Source organism: Neptunomonas japonica DSM 18939 (genome assembly GCF_000422765.1).
GTDB lineage: Bacteria > Pseudomonadota > Gammaproteobacteria > Pseudomonadales > Balneatricaceae > Neptunomonas > Neptunomonas japonica.
In genome coordinates this window covers 391,491-408,599 of record NZ_AUGR01000001.1, presented here as the reverse complement: position 1 = coordinate 408,599, position 17,109 = coordinate 391,491, and the positions used below count along the sequence as shown (strand labels likewise).

Below are 17,109 nucleotides of genomic sequence, written 5' to 3'. Positions count from 1 at the left end.
ACGACGAATCATTCGTCGTGAGGTCAACATTATTAAGAGTTTAGGATTAATAGCTCAGGGCTAATGCGTCGGACTGATGCTCATAATTATGAGTTCAGGCTTTTACGACAAGACCAAATTCACGGCTGGTTTCTTGAAGCCAAAGCCAGATGTAGTCTGAGAAACTACGTCGAATAACGAGTTCGAAACTGTGCTCTCCTGTACGACGGATGATGGCTGAGCTCTTTGCAAACACCGTTGAGACAACTTTACCCACTGGAAACAGCTTAGGGTGCAAGTCAATCGATGTGCATCTTTTCAAAAGCTCAACAACATCAGGACCAGACAGCTCCAAAACAGTAGAACCACCACTGCTGTTAACCAATGAATAGTGTCCGCCCATCTCATCTCTAAACTTCGACTCAACATCAAAAGCTTCAAGACCCGGCACCAAGATCAACCATTCATCTGGAGACATCCAGCGTACAGAGTAGCTACCACTCTCGACAGAGGTCAGTGGCTGCAGTGGCAAAGCCACACCCAACACACGCTCTGCAGCGGCTAGCTGATCATCATTCTCAGGATTAAGGCGCAGTGTTAGATGCCCCAAAAGCTTATGCTCACGCAGGTGAACACCACCTTGCTTTGGACCAACCTTTGCCAGCGAATCTAAATCCGCATGATGCAAAGGAGACTGCCCCTGTATTTCCGGGCCAGGAACCTGGTCCATTACTGCAGCTTTCGTGGCTGCCATTTCTGCTGCTGTCATCACATTCAAATCAGACATTTTGACGCTCCCCTTTCGGATCCAGGAAGATTGGGCTACAGATTTCAGCTTCAATCACAGTACCGTCAACGAGTGGGTAATAAACAGTCTCACCCATCTTATCTAAACCACCTTTGACAAAGCCCATCGCAATAGAGTGGCCTAAATTAGCACTCCAGTAGCTGGAAGTAACATGACCTACCATCTTCATAGGAATAGGTTCATTAGGATCCAATACTGCTTGTGCGCCTTCAGGAATGACCACTTTTGGATCTTTGGTCTTAAGACCAACCATCTGTTTACGGTTATCACGCACACAATCCTGTCGGTTCATGCCGCGCTTGCCCACGTAACTGAATGGTTTTTTATTGGATACACACCAGCCCATGCCCAAATCAAACGGATGAACCGAACCATCCGTATCTTGGCCTGCAATAATGAAGCCTTTTTCAGCTCGTAAAATATGCATGGTTTCTGTGCCGTACGGCGTCAAATTGTACTTAGCACCCGCTTCGAACAGTTTCTCCCATACATGCGTACCGTAGTTAGCCTGTACGTTAATCTCAAACGTTAACTCACCCGTGAACGAGATACGGAAAACACGTGCAGGCACGCCTGCTACTTTGATCTGCTTCCAATCCATGAATGAGAAGTTATCGTTACTCAAATCATAGTCGGTCAGTTCTGCCAACAACTTACGGCTGTTAGGACCAGAAATAGTCAGTGTCGACCAGTGATCGGTAACTGTATTGAAATATACTTCCAACTCTGGCCATTCAGTCTGGTGATACAGTTCAAGCCATTCCAGCACTCGTGCCGCACCACCCGTCGTTGTGGTCATCAAAAAGTGGTTATCGCCTAAGCAAGCCGAAACACCATCATCGAAAACCATGCCGTCTTCGCCACACATCAGACCGTAACGACACTTACCTACTGCTAATTTAGCCCAAGCATTACTGTAGATTCGACCAAGGAATTCACGCGCATCTCTGCCTTGAATATCTATTTTACCCAGCGTAGACGCATCCAAGATACCAACACTGTCACGTACCGCCAGACACTCACGATCAAGAGACTGCTGCATATTTTCGCCCGCTTGAGGGAAGTACCATGGACGCTTCCATTGGCCAACATCCTCAAACTTAGCACCGCGCTCTACGTGCCACATCTGCATCGCTGAGTAACGCTTAGGATCAAATAGCTCACCGCAATTACGGCCTGCGATTGCACCAAAGGTAATAGGTGTATAGTTAGGACGGAAAATAGTCGTACCCGTTTCAGGGATAGTCTTATTGAGCGCTTTCGCCGCTACCGCCATACCGTTGATATTACCCAGCTTACCTTGATCAGTACCAAAGCCCATCGCGGTATAACGCTTAACATGCTCGATAGACTCGAAGCCTTCACGACATGCTAGCTCAATCCCTGCTGCTGTCACATCTGTCTGATAATCGACAAACTGCTTCGGCGCCTGTGACGTAGGTTTTAAGTGTGGAATATGGAAAAGAGTCATTGACGCACCCTCTTTCACATCCTCTGCTTTAGGTAAAACAACTTCAGCAGCGTTTAAGCCTACTTCAGCAACCGCTTTCAGACCTGCCTCTAGTCCTTCAGACAATACTGAATTTGTATTGTAGCTACCGTTTATACCACCCGCCGTTAGCTGCTTCTGAACTGTTGGTCCTGGAACGAAACCAACAATCTCATCATTCCAAATAGGACGGCTGCCAGTATGGCTAGACAGATGAATAACGGGGCTCCAGCCACCCGACGTAGCAACGGTATCGGTGTTTAACTTAGTCACAGAGCCGCTGACTTTATTACCGTCAGCACTGATAGGTGCAACAGATACGCCTGAAACACGTTTTGAGCCTTGTACATCAATAACGGCAGAGCCTGTTATGACATTAATACCGCGTTGACGAGCTGCATCAACACGCTCACCAGCAGGGTTAGCACGCGTATCAACTACCGCTACTACTTTACGCCCGGCATCATGCCAATCTAGTGCTGATTGATAGCCATAATCGTTAGTCGTTGTGACCACCAGCTCATTACCAGGAACGACGCCGTAACGGTTGATATACGTAGAAACAGCACCGCTTACCATGCAACCCGGCACATCATTGTTCGAATAAACTAGTGGACGCTCATGCGCACCCGTCGCCAGTACAACCCATTTAGCACGTACTTTATGTAAGCGCTGACGAGCCTGATTGACAGGCGCAATGTCACTAAGGTGATCAGTGCAACGCTCATGGATCGTCACAAAGTTATGGTCGTGGTAGCCGTTTACGGTAGAGCGCGGCAATAGCATAACGTCTTCATAGCTACGTAACTCTTCAGTCACTGCACTCACCCACTCAGAAGCAGGCTTGCCATCTAGCTTCTCTGTAGTACTTAGTAAGCTTCCACCAAACTCGCTTTGCTCGTCCGCCAAAATGACACGAGCGCCACTGCGTGCAGCAGCCAATGCTGCCGCTAAACCAGCAGGGCCAGCACCGACAATCATTACATCGCAGTGTTGATTAATGTGGTCATAAGAATCTGGGTCATTCTCAAGAGGTGAACGCCCCATACCTGCAGCTTTTCGAATCAAAGACTCATAGGTATTCCACAAAGACTCTGGGAACATAAACGTCTTGTAGTAGAAACCTGGAGGCATCATTTTGCCACCAACCTTACCTAAGACAGACATCACATCGGTATCAACGTTTGGCCAGCCGTTCGTCGATTGGCTTACCAATCCATTGAACAACTCTTGCTGTGTAGCGCGTACGTTAGGTACCTGAGTTGCTTCTGTAGCACCCAATTGCAAAATTGCATTTGGTTCTTCAGCACCGGCGGCCACAATCCCGCGTGGACGACTGTATTTAAAACTACGGCTAACGACATTAACGCCGTTGGCCAACATAGCAGATGCCAGAGTGTCGCCCTGAAAACCTTTATATTGCTTACCATTGTAAGTAAAGGTTAATGGCTTAGAGCGGTCTATGCGACCCCCACTCTGGAGGCGGTTTTGCTGTGTCATAATTCCGCTCCTGTTACTCAGCGACTACAGATGGCTTTTCGCCAATCTTGTAGACTTCTTTAATTTCGTAGCTCTGGGTATCGCGTGTTATATTGAAAAATTTGCGACAACCGGCGGCATGAACCCACAACTCATGATGAATACCACGTGGGTTTTTACGGAAAAACATATACTCGCCCCACTCTTTATCAGAGCAAGCTTCTGGATCCAGTGGCCTAGCGATATGCGCCTGACCTGCTGCGTGAAATTCTTCTTCTTCACGATATTCCGCACAATGCGGGCAATAAATATGAAACATGTTAATCAGCCCCTTTTAGTGTGCTACGCCCGCAGCGCCGTGTTCATCGATCAGCGCGCCGTCATGGAATCGGAACATAGAGAATGGTTCAGCCAACGGATGCATTTCACCTGTCGCTAACGATGCCGCAAAAACGTTACCAGCACCTGGTGTTGCTTTAAAACCACCCGTACCCCAACCGCAGTTGAAAAACAAATTCTTAACCGGGGTTTTACTGATAATCGGGCAAGCATCTGGGCAAGTATCAACAATACCTCCCCACTGACGGTTCATACGCACTCGGCTGAAAACCGGGAACAGCTCCACAATGGCTTGCACGGTATGTTCGATAGTTGGGTAAGAACCACGTTGGCCATACCCTGTGTAACCATCAATACCGGCACCGATAACTAAATCACCTTTATCTGACTGGCTCACATAACCATGCACGTGATTAGACATCACTACTGTGTCTAGGATCGGTTTGATTGGTTCAGAAACCAGTGCCTGTAGAGGGTGAGACTCTAACGGCAGTTCAAAACCTGCCTTCTTCGCAAGAACACTTGAGTTACCTGCGACAACACAACCAACACGGCCCGCTTTAATGTCACCATAACGGTTTGTTTTAACACCCGTAATTGTGCCATCTTCAATAATGAGGTCAGTAACTTCCGTTTCTTGAATCAAATCAACACCGAAGGAGTCTGCGCCACGAGCAAAGCCCCAAGCAACCGCATCATGACGTGCAACACCACCACGAGGCTGCCAAGAAGCGCCCAAAATTGGGTAACGCGTATTATCAGAGCAGTCCATGTGCGGCACGATCTCTTTGATCTGCTGTGGATCCAATACTTCACCGTCAATACCGTTAAGGCGGTTAGCATTAACCCGTCGTTCGATATCACGCATGTCTTGTAACGTATGTCCTAGGTTTAACACACCGCGTTGAGAGAACATCACGTTGTAGTTAAGATCTTGAGATAGACCTTCCCACAATTTCATGGCGTGCTCATATAGATGAGCTGACTCATCCCACAAGTAATTAGAACGTACAATTGTAGTGTTACGAGCCGTATTACCGCCCCCTAAGTAGCCTTTTTCGATCACGGCAACATTAGTAATACCGTGTTCTTTGGCTAGATAGTAAGCCGTTGCTAAACCGTGACCACCGCCACCGATAATGACAACATCATATTCTTTCTTCGGCGTAGGGTTACGCCAAGTACGCTGCCAATTCTCATGGTGCGTGAGACTGTGCTTGAGCAGTCCAAAACCTGAATAACGCTGCATATCATCAGCTCCTGTTGTTAAGCGGCAACCGGTACATTTTTAAAGGCCGGCTGCCTGTATATTCAGTAAAAATTAGCGATATATAAAACGGCTTACTTATAAACTGGGTAGTCCGCACATAGCGCTTTAACCTGCTCTTTTACTTCAGCAATTTTGGCATCAAGTGCTTCAGGCTCATTCAGTACATCCAATAGATCAGCAATCCAACCCGCTAGCGTACGACACTGCGCTTCTTTAAAGCCACGCGTTGTGACGACAGGAGAACCAATACGCAGGCCTGATGTTACGAACGGAGACTGAGGATCTCCTGGTACTGCATTTTTGTTAACAGTGATATTGGCAAGACCTAGCGCTGCATCAGCTGCTTTTCCGGTTAGGCCCTGCTTAATAAGGCTTAGTAGGAATAGATGGTTTTCAGTACCACCCGAAACAATTTCAAAACCACGCTCAATTAGCACTTCTGCCATCGCATTGGCGTTCTTAATGACTTGCGCTTGATACTCTTTAAACTCCGGCTCCAATGCTTCTTTAAACGCTACCGCTTTAGCCGCAATAACGTGCATGAGCGGGCCGCCTTGGCCGCCAGGGAATACTGCAGCATTAAGCTTCTTCTCTAATTCGTTATCACGAGAGAGGATCAAACCACCACGAGGGCCACGAAGCGTTTTATGCGTAGTGGTTGTTGCTACATCAGCGAAAGGTACTGGGTTTGGATATAAACCCACAGCAACTAAACCGGCAACGTGTGCCATATCAACAAACAGGTAAGCGCCCACTTTATCAGCGATCTCACGGAAGCGCGCCCAATCAACAATGCGTGAATAAGCAGAGAAACCAGCAACAATCATTTTTGGTTTATGCTCTACTGCCAAGCGCTCTACTTCATCGTAGTCGATTTCGCCCGTCGCTTCGTTCAGGCCGTATTGAACTGCGTTATAGATCTTGCCCGAGAAGTTCACGTGAGAGCCGTGAGTCAGATGGCCACCGTGCGCCAGACTCATACCCAAGATAGTATCGCCTGGTGCACAAAGAGCCATATAAACGGCTGCATTTGCTTGAGACCCAGAATGCGGCTGAACGTTAGCATATGTTGCACCAAACAACTCTTTAGCACGATCCAGAGCCAGCTGCTCTACAACGTCAACATATTCACAGCCGCCGTAGTAACGCTTTTCAGGGTAACCTTCTGCATATTTGTTAGTAAGTACAGAACCTTGCATCTGCATTACACGAGGGCTTGTATAGTTCTCAGATGCGATTAGTTCGATATGCTCTTCTTGACGCACTTCTTCTTTACAAACAGCAGCCCACAATACATCGTCGTATCCCTGAACCTGATCATTTTTGCTAAACATTCATGCCTCCACACCCAGCCAGCAAGGCGAGTATTCGATCAATTTCTAATTATTTTTCCTGCTTTCAAGTGCTTCTCTACATCAAAGCAAAACAAACAGCGTAGGTAGGAACTGCTACTTCACATTACACTGAAGTGACATAGCTAAGTACGCTTAATATATGTCACACAACTCCCATGCCAGCAATGGTATCGGGAAACATCTGAGCCACTATGCTTAGATGCGCCTCGAGGGTGTCAATTTACGACAGTGACCTGTACTTAAAGATACGCTATTAACAACACAGGACTCCTCATAGCGATAGCGATTTTCAAGTTGATTTGGTAATCTGCACGACTGGTTTTAAGCGTGCAATTAATTACTTAAGCACGTCTGATCTAATGAATTTTATGTGCAGCCTAGCTGTTGCTTTAAAAGAGCAGCTTACTGCCAAATTGAACATCACTAATACAGAATCATAATGAGTAAAAAAACGAATACCCCAAAAGTAGCCAAGCCTGAACACACACCAATGATGCAGCAGTATTTTAAGATCAAGGCAGAGCATCCTGATGAGCTTGTTTTTTACCGAATGGGCGATTTTTACGAACTATTTTATGATGATGCTAAGCGTGCTTCCGCTTTACTCAATATCTCTCTAACTGCACGTGGAAAGTCTGGTGGCAACCCTATTCCTATGGCGGGCCTGCCTTTTCATGCAGCAGAAGGCTATATTGCTAAGATTGTGAGAGCTGGCGAGTCTGTGGTTATCTGTGAGCAATTTGGCGACCCTGCTGCTAGCAAAGGCCCAATGGAGCGCAAGGTTGCTCGTATCGTTACACCAGGCACCTTAAGTGATGAAGCCTTCTTAGACGAGTCCCGGGATAATATATTACTGGCCATCTACTCTTCACAGTCTCGCTATGGTGTTTCTTTGGTCGACATCAGTACCGGCCGCTTTAGCTTGATGGAACTTGATGATGACGAATCGCTATTAGCTGAGTTAGAGCGACTAAAACCTGCAGAAGTTCTGTATAACGACGACAGTAACCTTGATCTACTCCTCAAAGGACGCAAAGGTATTCGCCCTCAAGCGCCCTGGAACTTTGAGCCGGAAACATCGCAACGTTTGTTATGTCAGCAATTTAACACACAAGACCTAGAAGGTTTTGGCTGTGCTGAGATGCCTACTGCTATCGGCGCTGCCGGCTGCCTCTTGCAGTATGCTAAAGATACACAGCGCTCATCTTTACCACATATCCGCCGCTTGCAAATTGAGCAACGCTCAGACACGGTTATTTTAGATGCCGCCACTCGTCGCAACCTAGAAATTGACCAAAACCTAGCAGGCGGGCGAGAAAATACACTGCTGAGTGTCATGGATAATACCGCTACACCTATGGGTAGTCGCTTATTGCGCCGCTGGTTAAATCAGCCACTGCGAGATAAACACGTACTGCTACAGCGCCAACATTCGATCCAATGGCTACAACAGGATTATCGCTACGAACCTTTAGCGGAAACTCTTAAGGGTATTGGGGATATCGAACGCATTTTATCTCGTGTAGGTCTTGGCTCTGCACGCCCCAGAGATCTTGAACGCTTAAGAGATTCCTTACAAAGGCTACCTGAGCTACAAAGCTTTCTCGCTGATGAAAACCGTGCCGAGCATATCAATAACTTAGCAAGCTCTATCAGTGAGTTTCCTGTACAGGCAGAGCTGCTACAAAAAGCCATCTTAGACAATCCGCCTGTTGTTATTCGTGACGGTGGGGTTATTGCACAAGGCTATGATGATGAGTTGGACGAGCTACGCAATATCAGTGAAAACGCTGGCGACTACTTGATAAAACTTGAACAACAAGAACGTGAACGCACAGGTATTGCTACTCTCAAAGTGGGCTATAACCGCGTACACGGCTACTTTATTGAAATCAGTAAAGGCCAATCAGGTGGAGCTCCTGTCGATTATATACGTCGCCAAACATTAAAGAATGCAGAGCGCTTTATCACTCCAGAACTAAAAGGTTTTGAAGACAAAGCCCTCAGCGCAAAAAGCCGTGCCCTAGCGAGAGAAAAGGCGCTCTATGAAGCACTGGTCATTACTCTGGCGGAGCAACTCCCAGCCCTACAAGACTGCGCTCAAGCACTCGCAGAACTAGACACCCTTAATAACCTTGCAGAGCGAGCTGATACACTCAACTTTAGCGTGCCACACTTACATGATACGCCGCAGCTCAATATTATCGCGGGCCGTCACCCTGTCGTTGAGTCAGTGCTGGACTCTCCTTTTGTCGCCAATCAGTTGTCACTTGATCCTGAGCGCCGCATGCTGATTATTACCGGTCCGAACATGGGTGGTAAATCTACCTTTATGCGCCAAGCAGCTCTCATCAGCTTGTTAGCCCACATCGGTAGTTATGTGCCAGCAGAGCATGTTGATATAGGTATTATGGATCGCATTTTCACGCGAATGGGCTCGTCTGATGATTTAGCAGGCGGGCGCTCTACCTTCATGGTTGAAATGACAGAAACTGCCAACATTTTACACAATGCAACGCAAAGAAGCCTTGTGTTAATGGATGAGGTTGGTCGTGGCACGAGCACATTTGATGGCCTATCACTAGCATGGTCAGCGGCTGAGTTTCTTGCTCAACATATTAAAGCGTTTACCTTATTTGCTACGCACTACTTTGAACTAACCGCTTTACCTGACCAGCAAGAAGGTGTTTTTAATGTTCATCTAACCGCTCTTGAGCACCAAGATACCATTGTATTTATGCATGAAGTCCAGGACGGGCCCGCAAGCCAAAGCTATGGCTTACAGGTGGCACAACTTGCTGGCGTCCCAACACATGTTATCGATCAAGCTAAACAAAAGCTGTTTCAGCTAGAAACAGATAGCGTTGTATCTAATAGCCGACTAGCACCACCGCCGCCAGTACAAGATGATATGTTTAATTCAACCACTCACCCTGTTATTGAACAGTTAAAAACCGCCGATCTAGATGATCTGTCTCCACGCCAAGCACAAGAACTGCTATATTCATTAAAAAACAAACTCTAATGGCAACTCAGCGTGGAGGTATAAGATGACCTACGTGGTAACGCAAAACTGTATACGCTGCAAATACACGGACTGTGTGGAAGTTTGCCCGGTGGACTGCTTTTACGAAGGAGAGAACTTTCTGGTCATCCATCCAGATGAGTGTATTGACTGCGGTCTATGCGAACCTGAATGTCCAGCCGAAGCTATTTTCTTAGATGATGATGTCACTGATGATCAGCAGATCTTTATAGAAATTAATGCACAGCTTTCAGAAAAGTGGCCCAATATTACGGAACGTATTGAGCCACTTGAAGATGCTGAGGAATGGAAAGACAAGCCAAACAAACTTGCCCTTCTGATCAAGTAATAACGTAGCCTATGCCAGCAAGTCTTCGCTGGTAAGGCCGTTTTTCTCAACGATCTCTCGTAATTTACGCAATGCTTCTACCTGAATTTGTCTAACACGCTCACGTGTTAAACCTATTTCAGTACCTACCTCTTCCAATGTACTCATTTCATAATTACGCAAACCAAAACGCCTTGATAGCACTTCAGCATGCTTATCAGGAAGCATATCTAACCACTTATCAAGGTTGCCACTGATATTCGTGTTTTGAAGCAAAATTTCAGGGTCAGACGTTTCTGTATCTGCAATTGTTTCAATAGCTGATTTATCAGAATCACCCATTGGAATATCAATAGATGCTACTCGTTCATTCAACTTTAAAACTTTCTGGACTTTATCTACTGGTTTGCTAACCAACTCAGCAATTTCTTCTGCTGTCGGCTCATGATCAAGCTTTTGAGAAAGCTCTCTAGCAGCACGCAAATAAACATTGAGCTCTTTAACCACATGAATCGGTAAGCGGATAGTACGCGTCTGATTCATAATAGCCCGTTCAATCGTTTGACGGATCCACCAGGTCGCATACGTTGAGAACCTAAAACCACGTTCAGGGTCAAACTTTTCTACTGCACGAATCAACCCAAGGTTACCTTCTTCGATCAAATCAAGCAGGGTCAAACCACGATTGATATAGCGACGTGAGATTTTCACCACTAAACGAAGGTTACTCTCAATCATTCGCTTACGCGCTTTAATATCGCCCTTAAGCGCTAATCTAGAAAAATATACTTCTTCTTCAGCACTGAGTAACGGCGAAAAGCCAATTTCATTAAGATACAACTGCGTAGCATCTAAAGACTTAGCATTGATTAAGTCTTTATGTGCCAAACTACCTCGCCCCCGCCCGCTATTCAGGAACTCAGGCTCTTCTGCTGCAGTTGTAACCTCATTGCTGTCTTTCGATTCGAGTAACAGCTCTTCACTTTCCAGCTCATTTTTATCGAGACTCGTCATCACTGTCATCACCTATCCATCACTATCAAATTATTATCGCCTACCTTTTTGGTAGATACCGTAGCGGGTTTACTGGTTTTCCATCCTTGCGAATTTCAAAATGCAGCATTGTACGTGTGGCGCCACTATTACCTATTTCGGCAACTTTCGCTCCAACATTAACATTTTCGTTCTCTTTTACTAAAATTAAGCTGTTATGTGCATATGCACTAAGATATTCCTGGTTATGATTAATGATTATCAGGTTGCCATAACCTAATAAACCACTCCCTGCATATACCACTTTTCCTGTAGCAGCAGCATAAACAGGCTCGCCCCGTGTGCCAGCCAAATTAATACCCTTATTCACATTCCCTTTGGCTGAATAACCACTAATTACCTTGCCTCTTGTCGGCCAGCGCCACCTTACCTTTTGTGACTTGTTAGATAACGCAGTACTTCTGGCGGGAACGCTAGAAGATGACGATTTCACTTTTGCGGCTTTAGAGGCAGTGGTTTTAGATGGGGAAGCTTTTGCAACGACAACTTTATTGTTTAAGGATTTCTTTTCAGCAGTGGATGCTTTTGAACTAGCACGAGACTTACTAGCAACCTTCATTTTAGTACTTGTCGTTTTTAAGCGTAACTTTTGGCCTGAATTAATCCGAAAATCACGACCAATACCGTTAATACGTGCTAGCTGGCGATAATCCAGACCATAGCGCCAAGCAATTGAGTACAGAGTGTCGCCACTTTTAACACTATAGCTTGCTGGTGCTTTCTGGCGCCTAGACGATTTAACAACTTCAACTTTATTATTATGCACCACAGAACGCTCACTCACCGGAGCGTATCCCGATGAGCAGCCCTCCAGCATCAGCAGCAAGCCGGCTAGAAACAGTACATGTATATTATTTATTATTTTACTCTGTTTGATATACACAACTTATCGGTTAGTTGATTGGCCTCTTTCCATCCACAGTACAATTACCATTCCCAGCACAAACAATACAATTGATGCCATCAAAAAAGAGTCTTGTCCGCTGAGTGCTTCATAGTTAAAAGGTGATACATTATCTTGGGCTAAAGGCACCTGCTTACCATGACTATTCAATGTGTAAGCCGTTGTATACTTCCAAGGCCAAACTTTATTGAGCGAGCCTAATAAAAAACCAGACATAACCGCTAGCGTTTGCATTTTATAAACGGTAAATAACCAATTAAGCAATCTTGAGAAACTCAGTAAACCAGCGGCGCACCCTGTAGCAAACAACCCGATGATGGTTAGATCAAGATCTTTGACAGCTTGCAAAATAGGGCTGTACATCCCTAAGAGCAACAATATAAACGATCCTGAAATTCCAGGTAAAATCATTGCACAGATAGCAACACTGCCCGATAAAAATACTGTTAGCGCCGACACTTCAATTTCGGTTGGGGTCAAACTTGTTATTAGATAGGCAATAACAGCACCCGATAAAAACAACAGCGTAAAGCTCGAATCCCAATGTTTCACATGACGGGAAATCACCCATGTAGATGCCAAAATCAACCCAAAAAAGAACGACCACAGCATAACGGGATAAGTTGCCAGCATGAAGAGCACTATATGCGCTAATGTCGCAAGGCTAAACCCTATTCCAAGCAATAAGGCCAACAAGAAACTTCCATTAACGTGCCGCCAAGCCGCTAGAGGCCCTTGCGTAAACAATAACTTAAGCGCTTCTAAATCAAACCGCCTGATACTCCCTATTAGCTCTTCATAAATCCCTGTAATAAAAGCAATAGTGCCTCCTGACACTCCTGGTACAGCATCAGCTGCGCCCATCAAAATACCTTTACAGGTTAATACCACATAATCTTTAAGTCGGCGAGACTGGCTCACAATATCTATCTCCTTATCGTATTGTTCCAGCCAGCAGAGGAACGAAATTTACATTTTCGATAATACGGGTTTTATATTCAAGATCACTTTGACGCGTGATCAGCTTTAACTGCTGCTGATCTTGCCCTACCGGAATGACTAAAGACCCGCCGATAGCAAGTTGTACTAATAACTCTTCAGGCACTTGTTCTGGTGCTGCAGTTACCATAATAGCATCGAAAGGCGCCTTCGAAGGCCACCCCATACCACCATCAGAGTGCTGCAAATGCACATTTCTCAAACCCATCTGATTTAAACGTTCTTTCGCCTTATCTTGTAACGGCTTAATACGTTCGACTGAAAATACTTGTTCAACCAACTGCGCCAATACTGACGTTTGATAGCCGGAACCCGTTCCAACTTCAAGAACGCGCTTCAATGGGCCTGTAGACACCAGCACCTCTGTCATCTTAGCCACAATATAGGGTTGTGATATCGTTTGATTAAAGCCAATAGGTAATGCCGTATCTTCATATGCACGATGAGATAACGCTTCATCAATGAAAATATGCCGAGGGGTTTCTCGTATAGTATTTAACACCTGCTCATCACTAATGCCCTGCCCTTTAAGCCGGCTGATTAAGCGGTCTCTTGTTCTACGAGACGTCATGCCTATGCCTTGAAGTTGAATATCATTCACAACAAGCCCTCCAGCCACTCTCCCAAATCATCCATACCTGAATATAACGTCATATCAATATGTAAGGGGGTGATGGACACAAACCCATGCTCAATAGCATAAAAGTCAGTTCCTGGTTCTTTATCAACAGCATCACCGGCACCTGCAACCCAATAGCGTATCTTCCCTCTTGGGTCAGCAACAGCTTCTGGTTTCCCAGCCGCCGCTCTATGTCCAAGGCGAGTAATGTGGACACCTTTAATTTCAGAAAGGGGCAAGTCAGGCACATTTATATTCAAAACAGTACGTGCGGGTAAAGAAAGTTTGGTAATTCTTTGCACCATGCTTTTAGCAATTTCAGCTGCTGTAGAAAAATGTTTAGGATTATGACCTGCCAGTGAGACGGCAATCGGTGGTAATGAGAGAGCACGCCCCTCCATCGCGGCCGCCACCGTGCCCGAGTAGATCACATCGTCACCTAGGTTTGCACCAGAATTAATACCAGAAACAACAATATCAGGCTCCATACCGAACAAACCGGAAATCCCCATATGGACACAATCAGTTGGGGTACCGTTTAAGCTAACAAAATCATTATTCTCATGGCGATGAGCATCGACAGGGCGAGTAAGTGTTAACGCATTGCTCGCACCACTACGATTCCTATCTGGAGCAACAACTTGTATCTCGGCCACCTCAGACAATGCTAATGCGAGTGCTTCAAGGCCTGGAGAAAATACACCATCATCATTTGATATAAGAATCTTCATCGCTATTTATCTTCTATTCCAGCCGTCAAAGGTTCACATAATTCTCTGAGTACACTTGTGGCAAAAGACCCTGCTGGAAGCGAAAAACTCAGCAACCACTGCCCATCAGATTCTTTAACTGCTTTTAGCCCTTCAGGTATTAATCGTAACGCGCGGCGCTCTTGTTGCAAACCTAAATGCTCAAGGCGTTCGGTGACGCTCTCCCATGGATGAATAACAGCGCCTTCCCACTCAGCAGCCTCACCTTGAACAAGCGTTGAACCTCGCCCCCACAAAGGGCCACTTAAATGTAGATCATGCTCTTTCAGTCTTGAGAGTAAACTCTCATCAACTGCTTCAGCAAGAAAGTGACTACGTGAACCACTTAACATCATCATATCGCCCGGTAACACGTTATCCCATAAATTTTGAGCAATACGCTCTGAAACTATATGATTAAACAACCAAGACCGAACAGCTGAAATATATAAACCTTTCTTGTGCCTTTGGCGTTCTTTAAACTCACCATTAATCAGCGCTAAACCTTTGGTTAAGTTACCACCGCCATGCCCAAAGCGCTGCTCACCAAAATAATTAGGTACGCCTGCCTTTATTTTTTCAAGTCGCGCAACAAAGTCGTCTTCATTTGTCAGGTCTCTCAAGCGAATAGAGAAGCGGTTACCTAGTAAAGCGCCTAGCCTAAGTTTCCTCTGATGCCTTACAGATTCAAGTACATGAATCGACTCACCACCAAAAAGAGCCCAATTTACTTTACGTGTCATGGGCAAACGTACGCTAAACCACTGCTCTGTAACCGCGTGACGATCTTTTTTACCGGCATAGCCAACATCTTTAATAGGGATTTGGCAGAACTTAGCTAACAGCTTTGCTACCCAATCTGTATTCTCTCCAGTTTTACGAATAAGCAGAAACTCATGCTCCCCCTCACCTTCCGCAATAAATGAAGGAATTTCAACAACATGAAAATCTTCAGGTAACTGGCGAATAGTGGCTTGGCTAGTAGGTGGGTTGTACAGATAGCGGTACTGGGTAGGCAAATCCATTCTTATTTCTCGATAGCTTCAACAGACGGTTCAACAAGCTGATAAAAGGTTTCCCCCTCACGCACCATTCCCTGATCACTGCGGGCACGCTCCTCTATAGCAGAAAGACCTTTTTTCAAATCGGTCACTTCGGCTTCAAGCTGCCTATTCCTCATTTGCAAACGCTCATTCTCATCAGCTTGAACAGCGATCTTTTCCTGCAAATCTAATATTTGAAAAATATTAGCATCACCGAACCAGAGTCGATACTGAAGTCCTAAAAGAATCAAAAGCAATAATGCAATAAACCAACGGAACACAGCTTACCTCAGAGTCTAAAAAGGGGGCCTAAGCCCCCTTCTAAAGGTATTCAAGCGTTATGCTTGTCCCTTAATTTCTGCAAGACCGTTGTACACAGCCTTCTCACCTAGTTCTTCTTCAATACGCAACAAGCGATTGTACTTAGCGACACGATCTGAGCGGCATAATGAGCCCGTTTTAATCTGTCCGGCTGCAGTACCCACTGCTAAATCAGCAATAGTGGTATCTTCTGTCTCACCTGAACGATGTGAAATAACAACCGTAAAACCAGCATCTTTAGCCATTTTTATAGCGTCTAGTGTTTCAGACAATGAACCAATTTGGTTGAACTTGATTAGGATAGAGTTACCGATGCTTTGCTCAATACCACGGCTTAAAATCTTAGTGTTAGTCACAAAAAGATCATCACCGACTAGCTGAACTTTGTTGCCGATTTTTTTAGTCAGATATGCCCAACCGTCCCAATCAGATTCGTCTAGGCCATCTTCAACAGAAACAATTGGATAGTTTTCCGTCAATTCAGCTAGATAGTCACTGAAACCTTCAGCATCAAATACTTTACCCTCACCTGAAAGGTCATACTTACCATCTTTATAGAACTCAGAAGCTGCGCAATCAAGTGCTAGGGTTACATCTTTACCTAACTCATAGCCTGCATTTGAGATTGCTTCTTTGATAACAACCAAAGCGTCTTCGTTTGATGCTAGATCCGGAGCAAAACCACCTTCATCACCTACCGATGTACTTAAACCTTTCGCTTTAAGTACAGCTTTCAATGAATGGAAAATTTCAGCACCGCAACGTAGACCGTCAGAGAACTTAGTAAAGTTAACGGGTTGAACCATGAATTCCTGGATATCAACGTTGTTATCAGCATGCTCTCCACCGTTGATGATATTCATCATCGGTACTGGCAATGAGAACTGACCTGCTGTGCCATTGATCTCAGCAATATGCGCATATAAAGGAATGTTCTTTTCCACTGCTGCCGCTTTGGCTGCCGCTAAAGAAACAGCCAAGATAGCATTAGCACCTAAATTTTCTTTATTCTCGGTTCCGTCCAAGGCCAGCATCGCATTGTCCAATGCACGCTGTTCGGTAACATCCATACCAACTAATGCATCACGAATAACGCCATTAACAGCAGCTACTGCTTTCAAGACACCTTTACCGAGGTAACGAGATTTATCACCATCACGCAATTCCAATGCTTCACGCGAGCCAGTCGATGCTCCAGACGGCGCACATGCAGAGCCAACAACACCAGATGCTAAAATAACGTCTGCTTCAACTGTTGGGTTACCACGAGAATCCAGCACTTCACGTGCTTTGATATCGGTAATCTGAGCCATTCTTTCTCTCCATTATTCCTAAAACGATGTAAATCC

At 45.4% G+C, this 17,109-nt stretch carries 15 protein-coding genes; 2 read left to right on the top strand and 13 right to left on the bottom strand.

Annotated elements, in window-relative coordinates:
* Positions 1-94 precede the first annotated feature (94 nt).
* From G511_RS0101980 to glyA, 5 genes are all read right to left on the bottom strand, one after another.
* On the bottom strand, positions 95-766 hold the full coding sequence (locus G511_RS0101980; protein WP_211224841.1) for a sarcosine oxidase subunit gamma: 672 nt from the start codon (positions 764-766) through the stop codon (positions 95-97).
* A complete protein-coding gene (locus G511_RS0101975) occupies positions 759-3,776 on the bottom strand; it encodes a sarcosine oxidase subunit alpha (RefSeq protein WP_028468128.1) in 3,018 nt (1,005 codons plus the stop codon). Before G511_RS0101975 ends, G511_RS0101980 begins: the two co-directional genes overlap by 8 nt.
* Positions 3,777-3,789: 13 nt before the next feature.
* Positions 3,790-4,074 (bottom strand): sarcosine oxidase subunit delta, encoded by a 285-nt coding sequence (locus G511_RS0101970; protein ID WP_028468127.1) that lies wholly within the window; start codon positions 4,072-4,074, stop codon positions 3,790-3,792.
* A gap of 15 nt (positions 4,075-4,089) precedes the next feature.
* Positions 4,090-5,343: a sarcosine oxidase subunit beta family protein gene (locus G511_RS0101965; protein ID WP_028468126.1), complete on the bottom strand. Its 1,254-nt coding sequence runs from the start codon at positions 5,341-5,343 to the stop codon at positions 4,090-4,092.
* A 92-nt stretch (positions 5,344-5,435) separates the two neighbouring features.
* A complete protein-coding gene (gene glyA / locus G511_RS0101960; RefSeq protein ID WP_028468125.1) occupies positions 5,436-6,698 on the bottom strand; it encodes a serine hydroxymethyltransferase in 1,263 nt (420 codons plus the stop codon).
* 460 nt (positions 6,699-7,158) lie between these two features.
* On the opposite strand from glyA, the gene mutS reads away from it, so the two are divergent.
* Positions 7,159-9,744 carry a DNA mismatch repair protein MutS gene (gene mutS, locus G511_RS0101955; protein ID WP_028468124.1) on the top strand — a complete coding sequence of 862 codons (2,586 nt, stop codon included), beginning with the start codon at positions 7,159-7,161 and terminating at the stop codon, positions 9,742-9,744.
* Between the two features lie 25 nt (positions 9,745-9,769).
* Positions 9,770-10,093, top strand: coding sequence for a ferredoxin FdxA (fdxA, locus tag G511_RS0101950; protein ID WP_028468123.1), 324 nt, complete (start codon positions 9,770-9,772; stop codon positions 10,091-10,093).
* A 9-nt stretch (positions 10,094-10,102) separates the two neighbouring features.
* Here fdxA and rpoS read toward each other — a convergent pair whose 3' ends face one another.
* The 8 genes from rpoS to eno all read right to left on the bottom strand — a co-directional run bounded on the left by rpoS (position 10,103) and on the right by eno (position 17,073).
* Positions 10,103-11,095 carry an RNA polymerase sigma factor RpoS gene (gene rpoS, locus G511_RS0101945; protein WP_028468122.1) on the bottom strand — a complete coding sequence of 331 codons (993 nt, stop codon included), beginning with the start codon at positions 11,093-11,095 and terminating at the stop codon, positions 10,103-10,105.
* A gap of 31 nt (positions 11,096-11,126) precedes the next feature.
* Positions 11,127-11,909: a peptidoglycan DD-metalloendopeptidase family protein gene (locus G511_RS0101940; protein ID WP_245573797.1), complete on the bottom strand. Its 783-nt coding sequence runs from the start codon at positions 11,907-11,909 to the stop codon at positions 11,127-11,129.
* Between the two features lie 102 nt (positions 11,910-12,011).
* Complete coding sequence (locus G511_RS0101935; protein ID WP_245573796.1) at positions 12,012-12,950, bottom strand: polyprenyl-phosphate transporter; 939 nt, start codon at positions 12,948-12,950, stop codon at positions 12,012-12,014.
* 13 nt (positions 12,951-12,963) lie between these two features.
* Positions 12,964-13,599: a protein-L-isoaspartate(D-aspartate) O-methyltransferase gene (locus tag G511_RS0101930; protein WP_211224847.1), complete on the bottom strand. Its 636-nt coding sequence runs from the start codon at positions 13,597-13,599 to the stop codon at positions 12,964-12,966.
* A 26-nt stretch (positions 13,600-13,625) separates the two neighbouring features.
* Positions 13,626-14,378 (bottom strand): 5'/3'-nucleotidase SurE, encoded by a 753-nt coding sequence (surE, locus tag G511_RS0101925; RefSeq protein WP_028468118.1) that lies wholly within the window; start codon positions 14,376-14,378, stop codon positions 13,626-13,628.
* 2 nt (positions 14,379-14,380) lie between these two features.
* Positions 14,381-15,421 carry a tRNA pseudouridine(13) synthase TruD gene (truD, locus tag G511_RS0101920; RefSeq protein WP_028468117.1) on the bottom strand — a complete coding sequence of 347 codons (1,041 nt, stop codon included), beginning with the start codon at positions 15,419-15,421 and terminating at the stop codon, positions 14,381-14,383.
* 2 nt (positions 15,422-15,423) lie between these two features.
* Positions 15,424-15,720, bottom strand: a complete 297-nt coding sequence (gene ftsB / locus G511_RS0101915) for a cell division protein FtsB (RefSeq protein ID WP_028468116.1) — start codon at positions 15,718-15,720, stop codon at positions 15,424-15,426.
* 57 nt (positions 15,721-15,777) lie between these two features.
* Entirely contained in the window at positions 15,778-17,073 is a 1,296-nt protein-coding gene (gene eno, locus G511_RS0101910) for a phosphopyruvate hydratase (RefSeq protein ID WP_028468115.1), read from the bottom strand.
* Positions 17,074-17,109: the final 36 nt, after the last annotated feature.

Bases quoted from the DNA above. Each gene is read 5' to 3' on its own strand.
- G511_RS0101930 (WP_211224847.1), bottom strand. From the start codon at position 13,599: ATGACGTCTCGTAGAACAAGAGACCGCTTAATCAGCCGGCTTAAAGGG.
- G511_RS0101965 (WP_028468126.1), bottom strand. From the start codon at position 5,343: ATGCAGCGTTATTCAGGTTTTGGACTGCTCAAGCACAGTCTCACGCAC.
- surE (WP_028468118.1), bottom strand. From the start codon at position 14,378: ATGAAGATTCTTATATCAAATGATGATGGTGTATTTTCTCCAGGCCTT.
- rpoS (WP_028468122.1), bottom strand. From the start codon at position 11,095: ATGACAGTGATGACGAGTCTCGATAAAAATGAGCTGGAAAGTGAAGAG.
- glyA (WP_028468125.1), bottom strand. From the start codon at position 6,698: ATGTTTAGCAAAAATGATCAGGTTCAGGGATACGACGATGTATTGTGG.
- truD (WP_028468117.1), bottom strand. From the start codon at position 15,421: ATGGATTTGCCTACCCAGTACCGCTATCTGTACAACCCACCTACTAGC.
- mutS (WP_028468124.1), top strand. From the start codon at position 7,159: ATGAGTAAAAAAACGAATACCCCAAAAGTAGCCAAGCCTGAACACACA.
- eno (WP_028468115.1), bottom strand. From the start codon at position 17,073: ATGGCTCAGATTACCGATATCAAAGCACGTGAAGTGCTGGATTCTCGT.
- G511_RS0101970 (WP_028468127.1), bottom strand. From the start codon at position 4,074: ATGTTTCATATTTATTGCCCGCATTGTGCGGAATATCGTGAAGAAGAA.
- G511_RS0101980 (WP_211224841.1), bottom strand. From the start codon at position 766: ATGTCTGATTTGAATGTGATGACAGCAGCAGAAATGGCAGCCACGAAA.
- fdxA (WP_028468123.1), top strand. From the start codon at position 9,770: ATGACCTACGTGGTAACGCAAAACTGTATACGCTGCAAATACACGGAC.
- G511_RS0101975 (WP_028468128.1), bottom strand. From the start codon at position 3,776: ATGACACAGCAAAACCGCCTCCAGAGTGGGGGTCGCATAGACCGCTCT.